Origin of the sequence: Bacteroides sp. D20 (assembly GCF_003436255.1) — a bacterium.
Classification (GTDB): Bacteria; Bacteroidota; Bacteroidia; order Bacteroidales; family Bacteroidaceae; genus Bacteroides; species Bacteroides uniformis.
Genome location: NZ_QSOO01000006.1, coordinates 208,257 through 228,362 on the forward strand (window position 1 = coordinate 208,257; position 20,106 = coordinate 228,362).

The 20,106-nt window shown below is 44.5% G+C and carries 14 protein-coding genes; 11 read left to right on the forward strand and 3 right to left on the reverse strand.

The features are described 5' to 3' along the window. The first annotated feature begins 75 nt into the window (after window positions 1–75). Window positions 76–2,073, forward strand: coding sequence for a glycoside hydrolase family 2 protein (locus DXD78_RS08550; RefSeq protein WP_009037737.1), 1,998 nt, complete (start codon window positions 76–78; stop codon window positions 2,071–2,073). Window positions 2,074–2,154: 81 nt separating this feature from the next. On the opposite strand, the gene DXD78_RS08555 is transcribed toward DXD78_RS08550, so the two are convergent. After that, window positions 2,155–3,255 carry a glycoside hydrolase family 43 protein gene (locus DXD78_RS08555; protein WP_009037738.1) on the reverse strand — a complete coding sequence of 367 codons (1,101 nt, stop codon included), beginning with the start codon at window positions 3,253–3,255 and terminating at the stop codon, window positions 2,155–2,157. 138 nt (window positions 3,256–3,393) lie between these two features. Here DXD78_RS08555 and DXD78_RS08560 point away from each other — a divergent pair, with 138 nt between their 5' ends. Then, window positions 3,394–4,920, forward strand: coding sequence for a hypothetical protein (locus DXD78_RS08560; protein WP_009037739.1), 1,527 nt, complete (start codon window positions 3,394–3,396; stop codon window positions 4,918–4,920). Between the two features lie 246 nt (window positions 4,921–5,166). On the opposite strand, the gene DXD78_RS08565 is transcribed toward DXD78_RS08560, so the two are convergent. Then, complete coding sequence (locus DXD78_RS08565; protein ID WP_009037740.1) at window positions 5,167–5,928, reverse strand: DeoR/GlpR family DNA-binding transcription regulator; 762 nt, start codon at window positions 5,926–5,928, stop codon at window positions 5,167–5,169. Window positions 5,929–5,945: 17 nt separating this feature from the next. Then, window positions 5,946–6,560 (reverse strand): 3,4-dihydroxy-2-butanone-4-phosphate synthase, encoded by a 615-nt coding sequence (gene ribB / locus DXD78_RS08570; RefSeq protein ID WP_009037741.1) that lies wholly within the window; start codon window positions 6,558–6,560, stop codon window positions 5,946–5,948. Window positions 6,561–6,815: 255 nt separating this feature from the next. On the opposite strand from ribB, the gene DXD78_RS08575 reads away from it, so the two are divergent. From DXD78_RS08575 to DXD78_RS08615, 9 genes are all read left to right on the forward strand, one after another. Next, window positions 6,816–7,649, forward strand: coding sequence for a transketolase (locus tag DXD78_RS08575; RefSeq protein ID WP_009037742.1), 834 nt, complete (start codon window positions 6,816–6,818; stop codon window positions 7,647–7,649). A 1-nt stretch (window position 7,650) separates the two neighbouring features. Then, window positions 7,651–8,574: a transketolase family protein gene (locus DXD78_RS08580; protein WP_009037743.1), complete on the forward strand. Its 924-nt coding sequence runs from the start codon at window positions 7,651–7,653 to the stop codon at window positions 8,572–8,574. A 29-nt stretch (window positions 8,575–8,603) separates the two neighbouring features. Then, complete coding sequence (locus DXD78_RS08585; RefSeq protein ID WP_009037744.1) at window positions 8,604–10,082, forward strand: glycerol kinase; 1,479 nt, start codon at window positions 8,604–8,606, stop codon at window positions 10,080–10,082. A 38-nt stretch (window positions 10,083–10,120) separates the two neighbouring features. Next, entirely contained in the window at window positions 10,121–11,545 is a 1,425-nt protein-coding gene (locus DXD78_RS08590; protein WP_009037745.1) for an L-fucose/L-arabinose isomerase family protein, read from the forward strand. A 36-nt stretch (window positions 11,546–11,581) separates the two neighbouring features. Further along, on the forward strand, window positions 11,582–12,598 hold the full coding sequence (locus DXD78_RS08595; RefSeq protein WP_034529281.1) for a GRP family sugar transporter: 1,017 nt from the start codon (window positions 11,582–11,584) through the stop codon (window positions 12,596–12,598). Window positions 12,599–12,673: 75 nt separating this feature from the next. Then, on the forward strand, window positions 12,674–15,730 hold the full coding sequence (locus DXD78_RS08600; RefSeq protein WP_009037747.1) for a TonB-dependent receptor: 3,057 nt from the start codon (window positions 12,674–12,676) through the stop codon (window positions 15,728–15,730). Between the two features lie 20 nt (window positions 15,731–15,750). Further along, on the forward strand, window positions 15,751–17,298 hold the full coding sequence (locus DXD78_RS08605) for a RagB/SusD family nutrient uptake outer membrane protein (protein ID WP_009037748.1): 1,548 nt from the start codon (window positions 15,751–15,753) through the stop codon (window positions 17,296–17,298). A 21-nt stretch (window positions 17,299–17,319) separates the two neighbouring features. Further along, window positions 17,320–18,861 (forward strand): DUF1593 domain-containing protein, encoded by a 1,542-nt coding sequence (locus tag DXD78_RS08610; RefSeq protein WP_034529284.1) that lies wholly within the window; start codon window positions 17,320–17,322, stop codon window positions 18,859–18,861. A gap of 35 nt (window positions 18,862–18,896) precedes the next feature. Next, window positions 18,897–20,093 (forward strand): esterase, encoded by a 1,197-nt coding sequence (locus tag DXD78_RS08615; RefSeq protein WP_005824987.1) that lies wholly within the window; start codon window positions 18,897–18,899, stop codon window positions 20,091–20,093. The last annotated feature ends 13 nt before the right edge of the window (window positions 20,094–20,106 follow it).

The following is a 20,106-nucleotide window of genomic DNA, read 5'->3' on the forward strand; positions in this document are numbered from 1 at the left end:
AACATTTATTTCATACCTTTGCAGGGAAGGACTGGTTCCTGCCAATATGATTAACCTTCTAATACTTTATCGAAAATGAACAGATTCATCATTTTATTTTTATTCTCTTTGGGAATATTGTCAACATGTGTATTTGCCGTAGAGGTGATTCCACTGAATGAAGGATGGAATTTCCACCGGGGTTTTCAGGCACCTGCTTCGGAAATAGTGAAGGTTACTTTGCCTCACACTTGGAATGCGGGCGATGGCATGTTTGGCAATGCCGATTATTATAGGGGATTATGCAATTACAGTCGTAAGTTGTCTGTTCCTGCCCATTATCGGGGCAAACGTTTTTTCTTGAAAGTGATGGCTGCACAGACGGTTGCCGACATTTTTATCGACCATTATTTTGTGATGCAACATAAAGGTGGTTATACGGCATTTGTAGCAGAACTGACTGATTTCTTGGTTCCGGGAAAAGAAAGTGTATTGGAAATTCGTGTCAGCAATGCTCAGACTATGGATATCGCTCCCATTTGCGGTGACTTCAATATGTTTGGCGGGTTGTATCGGGGAGTGGAGCTGCTGGTAACGGAGGATGTCTGCATAGAACCTGCTTATTATGCCTCTTCAGGTGTATTCTTCACTCAGTCCGATGTATCGGAGAAAAAGGCCCATTTGAAAATTGAAGCACTGCTTTCGGCAAGGGAAACTACTGTGACCGGTTGCGAGGTGGAGTTTCGACTATATGACAAGGAAAAGTTGCTTTGCCGTGTTGCCAGTGCAGAGGTGGGTGAGGATAAAAAGGTGATGATGGACATAGTGCTTGAAAGGCCTCATTTGTGGGATGGAGTGAAGAATCCCTATTTATATAAAGGAGTGGTGATATTGCGTAAGGATGGAAAAGAGATAGACCGCCGCGAAGAAGAGATAGGTTTCCGCTACTTTCATGCCGATGCGGAGAAAGGTTTCTTCCTGAATGGAAAGCCTTATCGCTTGAATGGCGTGAACCGGCATCAGGATAGGGCAGAACGCGCTTCGGCATTTTATCCGCAAGACCATGATGAAGATTTGGACTTGATGCAGGAAATGGGATGCAATGCCGTGCGTCTTTGTCACTATCCGCAAGCCAAATACATGCATCAACAGATGGACAAGCGGGGACTGGTGGCATGGGTTGAGATTCCTTTTGTCAATGTTTATGTGAATAATCCTGCTTATGATGAAAACTTGCGCCTGCAATTGAAGGAACTGATTTTACAGAACTACAATCACCCCTGCATTTTGTTCTGGGGGCTGTTCAATGAGATAAATTCCGGTTGGCTGGACCGTCCTTCGCGTATGGCGGCAGAGCTTCATGCTTTGGCCCGTCAGTTGGACTCGAGCCGTCCCACTATGGGAGCCAGTAATCAGGATGACGACTTCAACGGATTCACCGACCTGATTGCTTTCAACAAGTATTTCGGCTGGTATGGCGACAACATGGATGACATGGGGCGCTGGATAGACCGCGAGCATGCAGCACATCCGGAGCGGAAGATGGGCATCAGCGAGTATGGTGCCGGGGCATGCGTATTCCAGCAGGCAGACTCGCTGAGGCATCCGGAACCGTGGGGGCAATGGCATCCCGAAAACTGGCAGACTTATTATCATGTGGAGAATTGGAAACAGCTTCAGGAACGTGAATTCTTGTGGTGCAACTTCATCTGGTGCATGTTCGACTTTTCGGCGGCAGGCCGTAGGGAGGGATCCATTATGGGACGCAACGATAAGGGGCTGGTGACTTACGACCGGAAAATAAAGAAAGATGCCTTTTACTTTTATAAGGCAAACTGGAATCAAGAAGATAAGTTTGTATATATCGCAGGAAAACGATTGGTAAACAGAACCCGCAAAACCGTTGATGTGCAAGTATTCAGCAATAGCGGAGCTGCCAAATTGTATATCAATGGCAAAGCATATGGGACTGCAAAACCTGATTCCGTAAATGTACTGGAATGGAAAGGCATTGTATTGGATACCGGTGAAAATAGAATTGAAGTCAGGAACAAATATGGAGCGGATTGTTGTGTATGGATATGTCCTTTTTAATTTTCATCAGGCGCGGAATGTATAGGAGAGCCACGGGGAATAATGAACCGTGAAATGCTGTACAGTCTGCGCCTGATAGCTTTAATATGTGATTTTCTGTAAATCCGTATTCGGTCCGTGGACTACCAGTTTCCCGTCTGGTTGGATGTCTATGAGGTCGATGAATACCATTCGTTCGTCACCGGTGGTTTCGGTGCGTCCATGGTAGACACAGTAGAGCCGATTGTGAATGTCGATGAGCATACAATGCCCGGTTCCGGTCACGATGCCGCCTTGCTCTGTGTTCTTTTGCAGCACCGGATTGTTGGCAGCCTTTGTGAATGGGCCTAAAGGACTTTGGGAGGTTGCATAGCCCACCGCATAATTCTTTCCTCCGAAGAAGTTTGCAGAGTAAAGCATGTAATAGAGATTCCCGTGTTTCACCATATACGAACCTTCTGTCCAGCGTCTGTTGACCTCATGTGTAGTCACCGAACGGTTCTCCCATTTCGCTTGAGGGTCGTCCATCGTTTTGGGCGGGCAAAGCAATGCTACCGGCTCTCCGATGACACCGGAGAAATCCGGTTTCAGCTCCACGCCGTAAATCCAGCTCTCCTCAATCTCGTCAAACCAGCCCTTTGTTTTGGCCCATGCTGAGACTTCGCTCTCGACGGCATGTTTGTAGCAGCAGCGGGAGTAGTAGAGGTAGGTCTTTCCGGATGCATCGTCAAAGAGTATGTTTGCGTCGATGATAGGATAGCCGGGGTCGAATACCGGTTGGTTGAACAGCTCTTTGAAAGGGCCGGTAGGCTTATCGGCTACGGCTACACCGATACGGAAGTTCTCTTGCTCCTTAGTGGGATTTTCCTTCCAGTTGGCGCTGAACCATAGGTAGTATTTGCCGTCCCGTTCATACACTTCGGGTGCCCAGAAACAGTCGGTGGCCCATGAGTCGGAGGTGCCGCCTTGATAGATGGGACCCTCGTCTGTCCATGTCACCAGGTCATCGGAGGAGTATACTTTAAAACCGTTCGATACTCCGCCCGTTCCGTACATATAGTATTTGCCGTCGGAAGCTTTCAGTAGGAACGGGTCTCCGAAGGCCATGGGCAGGGGATTCTGATATGCTACTTTCTTGTTTCCGCATGATGTTGACAGTAAGGCCAGTAAAAACAGTGTCAATGTGAAAAAAGTGTGTTTCATCTTGTTATAATTTTAATGGTGAAGTAATGAAAAGTGTTTGTATCCGCAAAGTAAACATAATATAGGGAAAGCAGCAAGGAAATTAGATAGAATGCAATCTTTTCATTATTTTTGTGCATCATTCCAAATAATTCTTTGATGGAACAGTCATTTTCGGATATATCGCTATACCACGAGTACCGGTCGGCGAGGGAGACAGAACATTTGGTGTCGCAGAAAACCTGGGATGACCTCAATCTGGATGATTTTTTCGAATGGGCTGACCGTACCTCTTCTTGTGTGGGCCGACAGTACCTCTACGACGTGTTGCATTACAACCGTCTTTCGGAGATTTCGGAACAAGAGGAAGTGATTCGTAAGCTTTCTGCTGACAAGGAGTTGCGTGCAGAAATCCGGTCGGAGTTGCGGAAACTGGATACGCCGGATGCTTATACCATTGCATCGCTATTCTCCATTTCCCATCCCGTGTATTCCCGCCGCTTTTACCGTTTGCTGACTATCTTGCAATTCGCGCCTTTTGTTTTGTTGGGAATAGTTTACATTACGTCTTCGCTTTATGTTTTGGGGATTTTGTGCACATCGGTATTGGTGAACATGGTACTGCACTATCGCAGCAAGGCGCGGATTCAGGGCTATTTCTTTTCCATTCCTCAGTTATGGCAGTTGCTCAGGCAAGCGGAGAAGTTGGCACAGATTCCGTTGTGTGCATCCGTGCATCGGGATATCCAAAAGACTTTGCAGGCATTGCATCCGTTGCGAAAGAAACTTTCCACTTTCCGTTTCAGTATCAGACTGGAGAGCGACATCGCCATTTTCGCTTATTTCTTCACCGAGATAGTGAATGTGTTTTTTCTGCGGGAAGTTATTCCGGTTTCCAAGGCTTTCTTTCTATTGCAGGGTAGACAGGAACAGATTGAAGAGGTTTTCCGCTATTTCGGATTGGTGGATGTGCTTTGCTCTGTTTCCGAACTCCGGAATGGGCTGCCTTATTATGTTTTACCGGAAGCTTGCAGCGAGGGTGAAACGTTTCATGCAGAAGGGCTTTATCATCCGCTTATAGAACGTTGTATCCCTAATGACATTACACTCTGTGGCAAATCTGTCCTTGTTACCGGCTCCAATATGTCCGGTAAGACAACTTTTATCCGTGCCATCGGACTTAACCTGCTTTCCGCACAAGTGCTCCATACTTGTTTTGCTCGCAGTTTCCGTTTTCCTATGGATACTGCGTTATATTCTGCTATCCATCTGGAGGATAGTCTGATGGAGGGAAAAAGTTTCTTTCTGCAGGAGGTGCAAATTGTTCGAGAGATGCTGGAAGCCGGAAAGGAGTGTTGGCGGTTTTTCCTGCTGGACGAGTTGTTCAAGGGGACGAATACGGTGGAACGGATAGCTATAGCCAAAGCTGTGCTGTCTGCTTTGGCGCACAAGAACAGTATTGTGTTTGCTTCCACTCACGATGTCGAACTGGCTTCCTTACTTGAGGACGAATATGAATTGTTTCATTTTTGTGAGTGTGTTGCCGACAATACATTGTCTTTTGATTATAAGTTGAAGCCGGGACCGGTGACGGAACGTAATGCCATCCGGATTATCGAGATGTGCGGCTATCCGCAGGAAGTGGTCAGGGAAGCATATCGGCTTTCAGAGGAGGATGTCCTATAATTTTATTGCTTGTTTTTACGGGGTGGGTGGTTTGCTATACCTCCTTCCTGATACCTTCTGAGAGGGGGTGCAATGACTCAAGGACTGAATGGCATTCAGTCCCTGAGTGAAAGGCTTTCAGTCCCTGACTGAATCCGGTTCGTTCAGTGAGTGAGATGAAAAGGCATGGGAATGCAGGCAGATTGTACTTATATTTGTAATATAATATAAATGGGTACGAGGGCCGGGTCTCTTTTTTCCTTTCAATTATCCAATCAGGAGATTTATGTTTTTCCCCTTCATTTTCTCAATATTCTCTTTCGAGATATGATTGTCTGTGATGAAGGAGTTCACCATAGTTATCGACCCTAAACTTGCGAATGCGCTTATCCCGATTTTGGAAGAATCGGCTACCAGGATGACTTCTTCGGCAGCCTTTATCATGGCCGATTTTACCATCAGGTCGCTGAGGCTTGGATAAGTCAGGCTCATGTCCGGAGATATTCCTGCTGTGGCGAGGAATAATTTGTTGGCATGGAAACCTTTGAGTGAGTCGGCTGCCATCTTTCCGGTCAGTGAAAGGGTAGGCGCTTTGAACTCTCCTCCCGTCACGATGAGGGTGATACCGGGATTTTCGCCCAATATCAACGCTATGTTCAGTGCATTGGTGATGACAGTGAGCTCTTTGTATTGCGTAAGTAGTTTGGCTATTTCTGTAGTGGTGGAACCTGAATCGAGAATGATGCATTCGCCTTCGCGGATAAACGATACCGCTTTTCGGGCTATTTCTCTTTTTTCTTCAATATGGTTTTGGTTGAAGACCTTTCCGGTTTTTGCAAATGAGCCTACGTCTTTTAGGAAAGCTCCACCATGTTCTCTTTGGATATACCCTAATTTTTCAAGGGCTTCCAAGTCTTGTCTGATTGTAACATCCGTAACATTGAAAATCCTGCTTAATTCTTGAACTTTTGCATGTCCGTCTTCGCGGATTAGGTCCAAAATCTTGACTCTTCTTTGGTTTAGTGCCATATCTACTTTATATATTGTTATATCTTGTTGTTCCTGCGATACTCTTGGATATCTTTGATAGCTATAATTTTCAGCTGGAACTTTTCTGCTATTTCAAGTAATTGAGGCAAACGAGCCATTGTTCCATCCTGGTTCAGTATCTCAATGAGGGCGCCACCGGGTGTCAATCCTGCCATTCTTGTCAGGTCTAGCAAGGCTTCTGTATGTCCGTCGCGTCCTAATACTCCATTCTCATGTCCGTAGAGAGGAAAAATATGTCCGGGACGTGCCAATTCCGATGGTTTTATATTGCCAGTAACCAAAGCGCGTATGGTAGCAGAACGGTCATAGGCAGAAACCCCCGTTGTACAGCCGTAGCCCTTCAGGTCGACAGACATGGTGAACGGAGTGCCCAAAAGAGAAGTGTTGTCTTCCGACATCGGGTATAGTTGAAGCTCTTCACAACGGGAACGAGGTAATGGTACACAAAGAAGCCCTCTTCCATGTGTAATCATGAAATTGACAATATCAGGGGTGATTTTTTCGCCGGATACGATAAAATCCCCTTCATTTTCTCTATTTTCATCGTCGACAACTATCACTATTTTTCCTTGCCGAACCGCTTTGATTCCTTCGTCTATAGTATTGAGCATTGTGCAATCATTTAATTTTTTCGCAAAGGTAGTCAAAAAAAGTCAAATGAAAGTTCGTTTTTACTGTTTTTCTTCTTTTTTATTCTAATAATTATCTTTTATTTTATCGATTGCTTTTGTTTTATATTTTATTTATTTGCTTTTCCCTTCTTGTTAATCGTAAAATATGTTAATATAAGGTGAAAATCTTTCGTTTTCTTTCGATTTATACTTTTCTTTTGTTTTATTTGCAAAGGAAACGAAAGTGTATAAGCTATGAAAACAAAAGAATTAATTCTTCAATCAGAAAGAAATCGAAAAAGATTAATTGAAATTATCTATAAAGCAAAAGCCGGACATATCGGTGGAGACTTGTCTTGCCTCAATGTTCTTACTGCTCTTTACTTTGATGTGATGAATGTAGATGCAGGTAACCCTAAGGATAATTTGCGGGATCGTTTCATTTTGAGTAAGGGACATTGTGTGGAGGCTTTGTATGTGACGCTGGAATCCAGAGGGTTCATGGCTAAAGGCATTTTGGACACATTGGGGCAATATGGTTCCATTCTTTCGGGGCACCCCACTATCGGAGTTCCGGGTATTGAAGTGAATACTGGAGCCTTGGGGCATGGCTTGTCTGTCGGGGTGGGTATAGCCATGGCTGCTAAAATGGATAAGAGGAATTATAAAACCTATGTGCTGATGGGAGACGGTGAGCAGGGTGAAGGTTCCATATACGAGGCTGCAATGGCTGCCCGGCAGTACAAGCTGGATAATCTGGTAGCTGTAATAGATCGTAATCATTTGCAGATTAGTGGAGATACGGAAGATGTGATGGGGATTGATGACATCCGTGACCGTTGGACGGCATTTGGTTGGGAGGTAAAGGATATGAATGGTGACGATATGGAAGACATTATCCGGACTTTCCGTTCCATTGATTATGCAAATCACCATCCTCATTTGCTGGTGGCTCATACAACAAAAGGCAAGGGAGTGTCTTTTATGGAGGGAGTGGCCAAATGGCATCATGGGGTTCCGAACAACGAGCAGTATGAACTGGCTATTCGGGAAATTTCAGAAAGGATAAAAAATTTAGAATATAATTGATATGATAGCTTGCAGAAAAAGTTTCACCGACACTTTGTTGTCATTGGCCCGGATGGACAAAGATATCATTGCTGTGACAACGGATGCACGTGGTTCGGTGACGTTAAATGATTTTGCCAAAGAATTGCCACAGCAATTCGTGGAGTGTGGTATTGCGGAGCAGGATGCTGTGGGTATTTCAGCCGGGTTGGCTCATAGCGGAAAGAAAGTGTTTGTGTGTGGCCCGGCATGTTTTTATGTGGCTCGCAGTCTGGAACAGGTAAAGGTTGACTTGGCTTATAGTCAGAACAACGTAAAGATATTGGGAGTAAGTGGAGGAGTAGCTTACGGAGCTTTGGGGGCTACCCATCATAGCTTGCATGATATTGCCGTGTTACGTACTTTCCCCGGTATGAATATTGTGTTGCCTTGTGATGCCCGACAGACAAAAAAACTGGTTGAGTTTTTGATTGACTATCCTGAACCGGTTTATGTTCGTGTAGGACGTGCAGCAGTTCCTGATGTCTATGAGAACGATGATTTTGATTTTGCCATAGGTAAGGCAAATAGGTTATTGGACGGGACCGACTTGACAATCATTGGAACCGGTGAAACCGTATACCATGCACATCAAGCGGCTTTGGAGTTGCGTAAATATGGTATTTCAGTCCGGGTACTGGATATGTCCTTTATTAAACCTTGTGATGAGGAGGCTGTTTTGAAAGCTGCTTCTGAAACCGGTCGTATTATCACGGTTGAGGAGCATAGTCAGTATGGAGGCCTCGGAGCAATGGTGACTGAAATCATTTCCGAAAATCCCGTACCCGTGAAAATTTTGGGGATTCCTGACGAGAATGTGGTGCATGGGAGTTCTTCCGAAATTTTTGCCCATTATGGGTTGGATGCACCTGGTATCGTGAAAACTGCCCTTGACTTCCTTAAGTAAGAAATAATCAGCCTTTAATAATACCTAAAATGAAAAACTTGATAATTGCAATAGACCAAAGCACCTCGGCCACCAAGGCTATGCTGTTCAATGAGAGGTGTGAAATGCTGAAGCGTGTCAATGTCACTCACGAACAATATTATCCCCGAACTGGATGGGTGGAACATGATGTTGAAGAAATTTATCGGAATGTGCTGAAAAGCATTGCTGAGTTGATTGAAGAGGAAACGGCAGACAATATGTATTCGTTGGCTATCACTAATCAACGCGAGACAGTGGTTGTATGGAATAAACATACGGGTAAACCGCTATACAATGCTGTGGTATGGCAATGTATGCGTGGTGCTGATATCTGTAATGACTTGAAAAATAGAGGATACAGTGAGTTTGTACAAGCAAGAAGTGGCTTGTTGTTAGACCCCTATTTCTCGGCTAGTGGTGTGAAGTGGATACTTGACAATGTGGAGGGAGCCCGTCAGGCTGCTGATAATGGAGACTTATTGATGGGAACCATTGACACGTGGCTGATTTGGAAGTTAACCGATGGTAAACGCCATGTGACAGATTATACGAATGCTTCCAGGACCCTTTTATTGAATATTCATACAATGCAATGGGATAATGACTTGTTGGAATTGTTCACTATACCCAAAATCATGATGCCGGAATTGTTGCCTTGTGATGCTGTTTTTGGAAAAACTACGGTAGGTGGGCTGTTCAAGAGCCCTATTGCCATTGCCGGTGTATTGGGCGATTCGCATGGGGCACTGACTGGGCAGATGTGTTTTGAAGAGGGATTAGGTAAGGTCACTTATGGTACCGGTTCATCAGTAATGGTGAATATTGGCGAAAAGGTTGCTACAGCTCCTCGGGGATTGGTCACTTCCATAGGTTTTGCCGCACTTGGAAAAGTGTTCTATGCTTTTGAGGGGAATATTCATTGTACTGGCGGTACTATCAAGTGGTTGGAACAGAGATTGCAGATGATCGGTTCGCCCGATGAAGCAGAAGAACTGGCTGTTACTGTGGAAGACAATGGAGGGGTGTATGTTGTACCGGCTTTTGCCGGACTGGGTGCTCCTTGGTGGCAAGGGGATATAAAGGCGGCCATTTTAGGGATGACTTTAGGTACCGGGAAGCCACATGTTCTTAGGGCGGCGCTTGAATCCATAGCTTATCAAGTTAATGATTTAGTCAAAGCGATGACCACTCAGGCAGGTATAAAACTGAAAGAAATCAGGGTTGACGGAGGACCTACAAAAAATAAATTTTTAATGCAGTTCCAGGCTGACTGTTTACGTGTACCGATCAATTGTTCGGATGTTGAGGAGGCCTCGGCTTTGGGAGCTGTTGTGATGAATGGAATGGCCCGCAAGATATGGACGAGCTTTGAACAAGTGGCCGTATTACGCCGGAGCCGCTACCGAATAGAACCGCAGGGCAACTTACCACTGATGGAGAAATGGTGTGAAGGCTGGCTGAAAGCAGTAAATCAATTAATCGGATAAATATTTTCTAAGTATAATTTTAACACCAACTATTTACGATGAAAAACAAGGAAAGAATGTGCTTCGGTATAATTATCGGCACTCGTGCTTATTTTAATTCTGAATTGGCCAAAGATGTTCGCAAACAGCTGTTGAGAACACTTGCAGACGAAGGCTATGACTATGTAATTTTACCTGAAGATGCTACTCCTACTGGCAGTAGCAGTATTGAAACCCGTGAAGACGGATTGAAATGTGCCGAACTGTTCCGTCAAAATCGTGACCGTATTGACGGCATTATAGTATCTCTACCCAACTTTGGCTTTGAGATTGGAATAATCAATGCTATCAGTGTGGCTGATTTGAATGTTCCCATTTTGGTACAAGCCTGTGACGACGAGAATGACAAGGTGGACTTGGACAGCCGCCGTGATGCTTTCTGTGGTAAAATTTCTGTTTGCAATAATTTGTATCAATATGGTATTCCTTTTACAGATACCACGCTGCATACCTATTCTATATACTCTGAACTATTGGCTAAGGATATTAATAAGTTCGCCGGTATCTGTCGTGTGGTCAATGGTTTGCGCCATGCACGTGTCGGTGCTATCGGTGCCCGTCCAGCCGGTTTTCAGACGGTACGTGCCAGTGAAAAACTGTTGCAGAAGAGTGGTATTACAGTCGTTCCTGTCGATCTTTCTGAAATACTCGGTGCTGCCCGTAAGATTGAGGATACAGATGTGGAACTGCTGAAGAAACTTGAAGAGATTAAGTGTTATGCAGTAGTTCCTAAAGAATACAGTGACAAGCTGGTGCTTCAGGCAAAGTTTGGCGTGGCTGTGGAACGGTGGATTGAAGCCAATCAGATTGATGCTGTGGCTGTTCAGTGTTGGGACTCTTTGGAACAGAACTATGGTTGTGCAGCTTGTGTGACAATGAGTATGCTGGGTGAAAAACTACTACCTGCCGCTTGTGAGGTTGATATTGCCGGTGCTGTATCCATGTATGCTTTGACATTGGCAGCGCAAGGTCAATCGGCATTACTTGACTGGAACAATAATTTTGCGGAAGACCGGAATAAATGTGTGTGTACTCATTGCGGTAATTTCCCGAAATCGTTTGTCAGAAATGACTTAAAGCTTGGTACACTTGGCGTTCTGGGACGTACGCTAGGTAAGGTCAATACATTCGGTGCTGTATATGGCAAAGTGACTAAAGGTGATTTCACATTCTTCCGTATTTCCACTGATGATACTAAAGGCGTTATCAAGGCTTATTTGGGTACTGGTGAAATCACGGATGATCCGTATGGAATGGATGGATGTATAGCTGTTACCAAAGTGGATAACTTACAGATTTTGATGAAACATATTTGCAAGAATGGTTTTGAACATCATGTGGCTATGGTTCGTAATGATGTAAAGGATATTCTGAATGAGGCCATCGAGGGTTATTTGGGGTGGAATCTGTATGTGCATGAATAAATAGGTAAACACACGGTAAACAACAGAAAATAAATTATGATACTTGTTGACAACTATATTGGGGCCATTCTGTGTTGTGTCTATTGTTGCCTCTGTTGGGGCTCTTGGGCGAATACGCAGAAGATGGTGACATCGAAAAGCTGGAGTTTTGAGCTTTTCTACTGGGATTTGACTTTCGGTTTATTTTTCACAGCTCTGTTAGGTGCCCTGACATTGGGTAGCTTGGGAAGTGAAGGTCGTACTTTCTTTGAGGATTTGGCAGTAATGGACTGGAATAGTATGAAGTATGCGCTCCTGGGCGGTATTGTATGGAATTTCGGTAATATCTTTCTGACAGCAGCCATTGCTGTAGCTGGGATGTCGGTAGGTTTTCCCATTGGTGGGGGCTTAGCTTGGATAGGCGGTATAATTTTTAATTATCTACTGATATCTTTAGCTGGCGAAGTATACCCTGGAAACCAGACATTGCTTTGGATAGGAGTAGCTGTTATTGTGATAGCCATCTGCATTTGTGGCAAGGCTTATGGAAAGATGTCGGCAAGTCAGGCGTCTACTCCTAAAAAAGGTATCTTATTGGCTATTGTAGCGGGGTTGGCCATTATGTTCTTCTATGGCTTGGTTGTAAAATCACTAAATCCTCAGTATGTAACGGGTGGTACGGGAACACTGACTCCCTATACCGGTGTATTTTGTTTTGCTGCCGGTGTCCTTATCACGACTCCTGTCTTTAATACGTTTGCTATGAGTCATCCGGCTCAGGGAAACAAGGTGACAATGAAGGATTATCTGAAAGGTGACACCCGTACACATCTGATTGGTATGTTGGGAGGTTTTATTTGGATGAGTGGTATGGTAGTCAGCTTTATGGGAGCTGGTTCTGCCAATCCGGCTATAGCCTATGCATTGAGCAATGCCGCACCGGTGGTAGCCATGATTTGGGGATTCTTTGTATGGAAGGAGTTCAAAGGCGCTCCAAAGGGGACTGTACCTATGATTGCAACCATGTTTGTGCTCTTTGTTGTGGGGCTGGTACTGATTACTCTTTCAAACTGATATTTTAAATTCATTGTTAACCCAAAATAATATTAAATGAAAACGATTGTAACACAAATTAGACAGAAAAGGTTAATGGCCTTAGTGCTGTTCCTTTTGGTAGGTATGACATCTGTTTTTGCACAGAAACAAGTAAATGTATCTGGCAGAATTACTGATGAGCTTAATGAACCGATGATTGGTGTAAGTGTATTGGAAAAAGGAACGACAAATGGTGTTATAACTGATTTGGATGGCAATTATACCTTATCAGCGAGCGAGGGTTCCACTATTGTCTTTTCGTATATCGGGTATGTGACCCAGGAAAAGAAAGCCGTTGCAGGTACTATGAATATTATACTGAAGGAAGATAGCAAGACTTTGGATGAAGTGGTTGTTGTAGGATATGGTGTACAGAAGAAAAGTTCCGTAACAGGGGCGATTTCTTCCGTAAAAGCAGAAGATTTTGAAAATCGTACCATAACCAATGCTGAGCAGGCCCTGCAGGGTAAAACAGCCGGTGTGCAAATTATTTCTGCATCTGCGGCTCCTGGTTCGAATCCCGCCATTCGTATCCGTGGATATAGCAGTAATGCCAGTTCAGATCCTTTGTATGTGGTCGATGGTTTGCGTACGAAAGACATCAGTAACCTCGATCCGAATGATATTGAGAGTATGGAGGTGTTGAAGGATGCTGCTTCTGCTGCTATCTATGGTGCCCAGGCCGGTAATGGTGTTGTCTTGATTACCACCCGGAAGGCAAAAAAAGGAGTTCGTCGTATTTCTTATGATTTCCAGTTGTCCTCCCAGTCTTTAGGTCGTACTCCTGATATTCTGAATGCTCAGGAATATGTCAATTATATGACTGAAGGTAATCTTATTCCCAGAGAAACAATAGATAGGTATTGGGATGGAAAGACAAATACCGATTGGATAGAAGAGACATTTGAATCATCCATGATGCAGCGTCACAATGTCAATTTCCAAGGTGCCAATGATAATGGCTCATTATTCGCCTCACTCTCTTATTTAAGTAATAATGGTCCCATTGTTGGCAATAAGGATGTTTTTGACCGCATTACCGGCACTGTCAATGCAGATTATAAAATAAAGGATTGGTTGAAGTTCACGACAAACAATTCATTTTCCCGTTATCATGTACAGTCTGTAAGCGAAGGTTCGGCAACCGGTTCTCTGATGCTGTCTGCCATTCAGCTTGACCCTCTGACGCCGGTCACCTATGCACCGGACAAACTGCCCGACACTATGATTAACTATATGAATCAGGGACATACTCTGCTTCAGAATGCCAATGGTGATTATTATTCCATTTCCCCTTATGGCGACTCCAATAATATCAATCCGTATATCATGCGTGACCGTGGCACAACGAAAAGGGATGGTTTTGTATTCAGCGGTTCCACTTATCTGGATTTTACTCCGATCAAAGAGTTGGTCATCACTTCACGTTTGGGATACCGTTATACTTACAGCAATTCCTACGGCTATGTTATGCCTAACATTACTTGCTCTGACCTTTATCAGGACTATGTATCGGTAAGTGCGACAAGCTCCAACACCACGTACTGGCAATGGGAAAACTTTGCCAACTATACCAAGACATTTGCAGATAAGCACAATGTAAACGTGATGCTTGGTATGTCCTATTCTTCCAATACTTCCTTTGGAGTGACGGGAGGAATCAATGGTAGCCGTTCCGGCGACAAGGTTGATTTGGGTATTACCAAGTTGGATCCCAATTATGCCTATTTTGCTTTTCGGACCGGTACTGCCACTCGTACGGTAAGTGGTGGAGAGAAGCGGAGGTATGCCAATCTTTCTTACTTTGGCCGGGCATCTTATGACTATGCAGGCAAGTATTTTGCCCAATTCACCCTTCGTGCGGATGCAGCCGACTTGTCTATCCTTCCTTTGCAGAAACGTTGGGGCTATTTCCCGGCTGTGTCTGTCGGCTGGGTACTTTCCAACGAGAAATTTATGGAAAACCTCAAGTCAATCTCTCATTTGAAGTTGCGTGCAAGTTGGGGACAGAATGGTAGTATCGCCGGTTTGGCAGACTATATGTATGATGCTACGATTTTGTCTGGAATCAATTATCCGATGTCAGGTGATGTGTCTTATGAAACAGGTTCGTTGCCATCTGCAACCGGTAACTATGATTTGAAGTGGGAAACTTCCGAACAGATAGACTTGGGTATCGACCTCCGGATGCTGAATGACCGTTTGAGCTTCGGATTTGACTATTATGAGAAGAAAACCAAAGACTTGATTGTAACCGGTATTACTCCTTCTTTGATTGTGGGTAACACTACTTCACCTATGAATGCGGGAAATGTCAAGAACAGCGGATTTGAGTTTGAACTCTCATGGCGTGATCATATCAAAGATTTCAGTTATAGTGTAAAAGCTAACATCGCTACTTTGAAGAATAAAGTAACTTATCTTCATGAAACATTGGAGCGTATTGCCAGTACAACAAGTGCAGGTATCGGCACTATGAATTATTTTGAAGAAGGACATCCCATTTGGTACATGCGCGGTTATGAGTGCACGGGTATTGATCCGCAAACGGGTGACCCAATGTTCAAAGACAAGAATGATGATGACATTATTGGAGATGCCGACCAGACAGAGATCGGTTCTGCCATTCCCGACTTTACTTATGGTATTACTTTGACAGCTGCCTGGAAAGGCCTTGACCTGACAATCTTTGGTTCCGGTTCTCATGGCAATGATGTGTTTGCCGGCTATAACCGTACTTCCCGTATGAAAGCGAATACCTTGAAGGAATTCTATGACGGACGGTGGATTGCTGTGGGAGACAATGCAAAATATGCCCGTTCCAATCCCAGCAATTATGATAAGTATTTAAAGAGCTCCAAATTTGTATTCGACGGCTCATATTTTAAAATCAAGCAGATACAGTTGGGCTATAACCTGCCTAAGAATTTGTTGAAGCAGGTGGGTTTGAGTAACCTTCGTTTGTATTGTTCTTTAGACGACTTCTTCACATTTACCAAATATCCCGGATTTGATCCTGAATTTACGAGTACAGGCAATGCGATGGGTTTGGATATGGGCTCTTATCCGTCCAGCAAGAAAGTCGTGCTCGGTCTTAACGTAGTATTTTAATCTTTAATTCAATACGAAATATGAAAGCAAAATATATTTTATCAAGTCTGTTACTTGCCGGCTGCACTTTCTTTTCCTCTTGTGAGGACAATCTGGATATTTCGCAGCATGGGGTAAGCACTTTCGAAAATTTCTATAAAACGGATGCCGATGCGGAAGAAGCCATTATAGCCTGCTATAGCAATTGGAAGGACACCTATGAGCCTGCGTTCTGGCTGAAGAATCTTCTTTCTGACGATTGCTATTCGGCAGGGGAAAGCTGGACGGCTGCCAGTGCGCAGTTGCTGTCGACCTATACGTTCGACTCTGATTTTTCCCATATTAAAACGTTGTATACGAATCTTTATAAAGTGATTTATGCCGCCAACATTGTTTTGCAGTATGTAGGCGATGATTCTGAGGTTAAGCTTCGTGCACGTGCAGAGGCAAAGGTTTTCCGTGCGATGTCCTACATCGAATTGATCAGTCTTTGGGGAACTCCGCCGTTGGTGGACCATCCGTTGAAAGCAAACGAATATTCCCAGGCAAATGGCAATACAGAGGCGCTGTGGGCATTGGTGAACCAAGATTTGACCGAAGCTGTCAACAGTGGCAATTTGGAGGAAAAGACAAGCTTGGACAACTTTACCTATCGTATCACCAAACAATTTGCACAAGCCTTGTTGGGCAAGGCATACGTATTCCAGAAGAATTATGGTGCTGCTGTTACGGTTTTGGATGAGGTAATCAATAGCGGGAAGTACGACCTTTACAGTGATTATGAGAATATCCAGACTACCAAAGGCGAGGCGAATTGTGAAAGTCTGTTTGAAAGTAATTATGTTTACGACGCCAACAATGTTACCGGCATTATGAGTAACATGATTTGGGTATATGTGCATTGGCGTGGAGACATGCTTGCATTCAATGAGCCTACTCAAATCTATTCTCATGGAGGCTGGGGATTTTTTAATCCGACGAAGGAAAGCTACGATGCGTTTGTCGAAATGGGAGATACTTATCGGTTGAATGCCTCTATCAAGACATACCGGCAAATGGAGGATATGGGTATCTCATTGAGCAATGCCATAGCTTATATGCCGGACAATGCCGGTTACTTCAGCTGGAAATACCGTGTTTATGAAGCAGATGTCATTAACTATTGGTGGTTGCGTTGTCCTAACAATACCCGTGCCATGCGTTATGCCGAGGTTCTGCTGCTTGCTGCTGAAGCGAGTCTTCAGTCCGGAAATGCAAGTAAGGCTGCCGGATATGTGAATAAAGTGCGTGACCGTGCCCAGTTGCCTGCATTGGGCAACGTTTCTATGGATGATATCAAGAAGGAGAAGCGTCTGGAGCTTTGGATGGAAGGCTGCCGTTACCAGGATTTGATTCGGTGGGGTGATGCTGCTACGGTACTTGCCAAGAGAGGGCAGGAAAGACCGGCTCTTTACAAAGACGGCCGTGTAAGCTGGGATGAGCAGAAAAATGCTTCTGCCGGCTTCAAGAGTGGTAAGCATGAACTGCTTCCGTTCCCTGCCACTGAAATGAATGTCAATAAGAATATGACCCAGAACCCGGGTTGGTAATTAATCAATAAAACTTAGTTTATGAATAAATTAAAATGCTTATTCCTATCAGGCCTTATGGCTGTGATGCCGGTTTGCATGAGCGGACAGCAGACGCCCGGTGAAAAATCGTCAAAACCGCGTGTCATCATTACTTGTGACCCGGAACTTGATGACCTGAACTCTTTGATACGTTTCCTGCTTTTCAGTACGGATTTCCGTGTGGAAGGCTTGATTTATGCCAGCAGCCAGTTCCATTGGAAAGGTGACGGGCACGGCACGAAGTGGTATGTGCCGGGACGTGAATATTCCCGTAATGGCATAGACTACGGACCGATGGAAAGTTGGCGTTGGGATCCGGATGAACGTTTCATTGACGATGCTGTGGAAGCTTATGAGAAAGTATATCCCAATCTGAAAGTGCACGACTCGTCTTATCCGACTCCCGAATACCTGAAGTCTAAAGTGCGTATCGGTAATATCGAGTTCGACGGTGATATTTCCAAGGACACTCCGGGGTCGGAGCTGATTAAAGCTGTATTGCTCGATGATTGTACGGATCCGGTATTCATCAATGCTTGGGGAGGTGGCAGCACCATCGCCCGTGCCTTGAAGTCCATTCAGGATATTTATGAGCATACCGATGCCTGGAAAGGCATCCGTGAGAAGATAATAGGAAAAGTGGTCCTTTCCCTTTCGGGTGATCAGGATGATACGTATGCACGGTATATCCGACCTTTCTGGCCGGAACTCAGACAAATGGAGATGGGGGGCATGACAGTCGGCCTGGCTTATAATGCACAGTTAAGAGCCTCCAAGGAAAATCAGATTTTCTACTCTCCGGAATGGATGCAGGAGAACATCCGCAGTAAAGGTCCTTTCGGCGAGATGTATCGGGTCTGGGGAGACGGTAAGCAGATGGTGAAAGGTGATAAGTTCGATTTCTTCGGTTTGTCGGGTTATACGATTGATGAATTGAAAAAGCAAGGCTATGTGGTTTGGACCGGAATCCAGCCGAAAGGGTCCTATCTGGCTGAAGGCGACACTTACTGTTTCCTGAATTTGATAGGTAACGGCCTGCGTGGTCACGAAGACCCCACTTATGGGGGATGGTGCGGTGGAAGAACCGTCCTTCCCGATTCGGTGAAGAATCTTCCGCGCATGGAACAGATAAAGTATAGAGCCGAGCACTATCCTTTGCCCGACTTCACTGCTCCGGTAATGAATGGATTGGCTGCCCGTTTTAAATGGTCGGTCACTCCAAACTATGCCGACGCAAATCATGAACCGGTGATAAAAGGGGCGCTTGCCATGAGTGCCAAGCCGGGTGAGAAGCTGAAACTTAAATACACTGTAACCGATCCGGATAAGGATGCCCTTACCATTAAATGGTGGCAATATGTGTCAGCCGGTACATATCGGGGCAAAGTAGCGGTAGATGACCCTGCTTCTGCAAATACAACTTTTACTGTTCCGGCTGATGCCAACCCCGGTGATACCATCCACTTGATTTTGGAAGCTACGGATAACGGTACGCCACAGATGAACCGCTATCATCGTCTGATTATTACAGTGGCAGAATGAACTTGAATCAATGAACTTTAATTTGAAGAACTGAAATGAAAAAGATTATATTGGCCGCATTTATGGCAGCCTGTGGACTGCAAATGTCTGCCCAGCAGAATTTGTTTGTAGCGCAAGACCTCGAGTCTGCAATTGTGAACAAAGATAACACAGTGACTTTTAACTTTAAGGCTCCTGATGCCCAAAAGGTGCAGATTGCCGGTGACTTTGCCGAAAAGGCGGAGGGACAACACATTGGAGGTATGGTGGGAGCAGGTTTGATAGACATGACAAAGAATTCAGAAGGAATTTGGACCTATACTACCAAGCCGTTGGATTCAGAACTTTATAGCTATGAATTCATGGTAGATGGTGTGCCGACTATAGACCCTAACAATGTTTATGTCTATCGTGACTTTGCTACCACAAGCAATGTGTTTATTGTAGGGAATGGTAAGGCAGATTTATATAAGGTAAATAAAGTTCCTCATGGAACATTGGCCCATCGTTGGTATCACTCTGATGGTATGAAAATGGATCGCCGTATCAATATCTACACGCCGGCAGGTTATGAACAATCCGGTGATAGGAAGTATCCGGTACTCTATTTATTGCATGGTATGGGAGGGGATGAAGATGAGTGGACAACTTTTGGACGTGCTGCACAGATTCTCGATAATTTGATTGCACAAGGCAAGGCTGAACCGATGATTGTCGTGATGCCCAATGGGCATGCTGCCATGGAGGCTGCACCTGGTGAGAGTAGTCTGGGATACTATAAACCTTACCATATGAAGAATGGAACCATGGACGGTGCTTTTGAAGCCTATTTCCCTGAGATTATCACGTTTGTAGAAAGTAATTATCGTGTACAAGCGGACAAAGCTCATCGTGCTATTGCGGGGCTTTCAATGGGTGGTTTTCATTCTGCCAATATTTCTTTGAACTATCCTGATATGTTCGACTATGTAGGTTTATTCTCTGCGGCCCTTAATGTCCAGAGTGCAGGTCAGAAAAATAGTCCGGTTTATCAGGATATGGATAAAAAGTTAGCTGTTCAGTTTGATAAGGCTCCCAAACTTTACTGGTTGGGTATCGGTAAAGACGATTTTCTTTATAGAAACAATGCAGCTTATCGCGCTGATTTGGATAAAAAAGGATATAAATATGAGTTTATGGAAACTCCTGGTGGACATGTATGGACCTGCTGGCGTATTTATCTCTCTGTATTTGCTCCCAAGTTGTTTAAATAAATCTGACTAGGCT

Bases quoted from the DNA above. Each gene is read 5' to 3' on its own strand.
- DXD78_RS08555 (WP_009037738.1), bottom strand. From the start codon at position 3,255: ATGAAACACACTTTTTTCACATTGACACTGTTTTTACTGGCCTTACTG.
- DXD78_RS08575 (WP_009037742.1), top strand. From the start codon at position 6,816: ATGAAAACAAAAGAATTAATTCTTCAATCAGAAAGAAATCGAAAAAGA.
- DXD78_RS08615 (WP_005824987.1), top strand. From the start codon at position 18,897: ATGAAAAAGATTATATTGGCCGCATTTATGGCAGCCTGTGGACTGCAA.
- DXD78_RS08565 (WP_009037740.1), bottom strand. From the start codon at position 5,928: ATGGCACTAAACCAAAGAAGAGTCAAGATTTTGGACCTAATCCGCGAA.
- DXD78_RS08580 (WP_009037743.1), top strand. From the start codon at position 7,651: ATGATAGCTTGCAGAAAAAGTTTCACCGACACTTTGTTGTCATTGGCC.
- DXD78_RS08610 (WP_034529284.1), top strand. From the start codon at position 17,320: ATGAATAAATTAAAATGCTTATTCCTATCAGGCCTTATGGCTGTGATG.
- DXD78_RS08590 (WP_009037745.1), top strand. From the start codon at position 10,121: ATGAAAAACAAGGAAAGAATGTGCTTCGGTATAATTATCGGCACTCGT.
- DXD78_RS08585 (WP_009037744.1), top strand. From the start codon at position 8,604: ATGAAAAACTTGATAATTGCAATAGACCAAAGCACCTCGGCCACCAAG.
- DXD78_RS08550 (WP_009037737.1), top strand. From the start codon at position 76: ATGAACAGATTCATCATTTTATTTTTATTCTCTTTGGGAATATTGTCA.
- DXD78_RS08595 (WP_034529281.1), top strand. From the start codon at position 11,582: ATGATACTTGTTGACAACTATATTGGGGCCATTCTGTGTTGTGTCTAT.
- ribB (WP_009037741.1), bottom strand. From the start codon at position 6,560: ATGCTCAATACTATAGACGAAGGAATCAAAGCGGTTCGGCAAGGAAAA.
- DXD78_RS08605 (WP_009037748.1), top strand. From the start codon at position 15,751: ATGAAAGCAAAATATATTTTATCAAGTCTGTTACTTGCCGGCTGCACT.
- DXD78_RS08600 (WP_009037747.1), top strand. From the start codon at position 12,674: ATGGCCTTAGTGCTGTTCCTTTTGGTAGGTATGACATCTGTTTTTGCA.
- DXD78_RS08560 (WP_009037739.1), top strand. From the start codon at position 3,394: ATGGAACAGTCATTTTCGGATATATCGCTATACCACGAGTACCGGTCG.